This is a genomic window from Paenibacillus sp. P4_A7, assembly GCF_056402455.1.
Genome location: NZ_JBFUHJ010000784.1, coordinates 1 through 1,241, shown reverse-complemented (window position 1 = coordinate 1,241; position 1,241 = coordinate 1). Strand labels below are relative to the sequence as shown.

The 1,241-nt window shown below is 48.0% G+C and carries 1 protein-coding gene and 1 pseudogene; both read left to right on the top strand.

All coding sequences use genetic code 11. The features are described from left to right. The first annotated feature begins 252 nt into the window (after positions 1-252). The gene (locus tag AC1DWN_RS33970; protein ID WP_477563221.1) at positions 253-882 is read left to right on the top strand and encodes a hypothetical protein; all 630 of its coding nucleotides are present in this window, start codon (positions 253-255) and stop codon (positions 880-882) included. Positions 883-884: 2 nt separating this feature from the next. Next, positions 885-1,241 (top strand): annotated as a pseudogene (locus AC1DWN_RS33965) (hypothetical protein); the annotation flags it as partial.

Here is a 1,241-nt window from a genome sequence, read left to right as displayed (position 1 = left end):
TTATTGGGTCGTATACTAGGGACGCTAGACTTCACTGGTTCTTTCAATTGTCGAGGGAACATCTGATTTACGGTTCAGAGGCTTGTAGTTGAGACAATATTTTTCATATTTTTTTCCATCTTTATAGTATAATTATGTTTAGGGCTGCGGTCTGTTACGGTGATTTGTTATGGGAAATGGAGAGGTACAGGGAGTCTGAACGTTGGCTTCAGCTTGCCCTTGACCGCATTCGAACACTGAAAGGAGTAACACATGACGATACAACCAGGTGACGTATTCGGATTCTGGAATCCGCAATTAAACGCTTATGTCGCATGCCAGATTACGCATATTGTGCCAGCTAGCAAATCGAACGAAAAAGACAGTTACGCTGCATTGATGTTGCATTGGACCGGGAGAGAGCTTCCTTCCATTGATCAGCTGAGGCAGGTAAAGCCGCTTGTGATCAATTTTTATTTTTGGAGTGATCATCTGGATCATAAAATTAGTGCGGGTCCGATTCCTCCGGAGTATACCTATATTGGAAATTTTGAGGTCCTTGTGGAAGAGCAGCCGAGAAGCTACGGAGACTGGAATCCCAAGCTGTATCGTCAGCTGCAGTGGGAGCGCATTCCGGAGRACAAACGACATAACTTCAAAGCTGCCAGCAAGGCAGACAGCAGCCAACAGGTGGAAATTGCCGGAGTAATGGTGCGATGGGGCACCCAATCGCTTTCTCTGGACCGAATCCCGAACCTAACCRACTACACGGAATTGGACCGTCTGCCTTGTCTGACATCCTTGACTGTTTTCGATTGGAGCTCTGCAATGGAGAACTATGTAAGAACGCATGATTTTATCTACAAGCTGGAGCTGGAACTCAAGACAGCCGTGGAACGGTAGATTTGCAGCACACGCTCATCACAGAAATCACAATGAAGCCGCAAAACATCCATGAGCTGCTTGCTCCTAACGACATGGATCGGATGACGTTTGAGGGAAGTTTGCAGCATGATGTTTATATCAAGCACGAGCGGGAAGGGCGCGGTATCACGCTTCGATTGAATGGCGAGGCGGTGAAGTCCTACCGTTTCTTGTGGGGTCTCACGCATTTGTCTGAGCTGGAGCTGTGCTCTGTCGATGACATCGATCTGGGAGACGTCATCGATCGGTTTCCCTCGCTACAGAGCTTGYGTATGTGGGGCAAGCCAGGCTACATCCGTGGTATGGAGCAGCTGTACAAGCTCGAACAGCTTCAAATG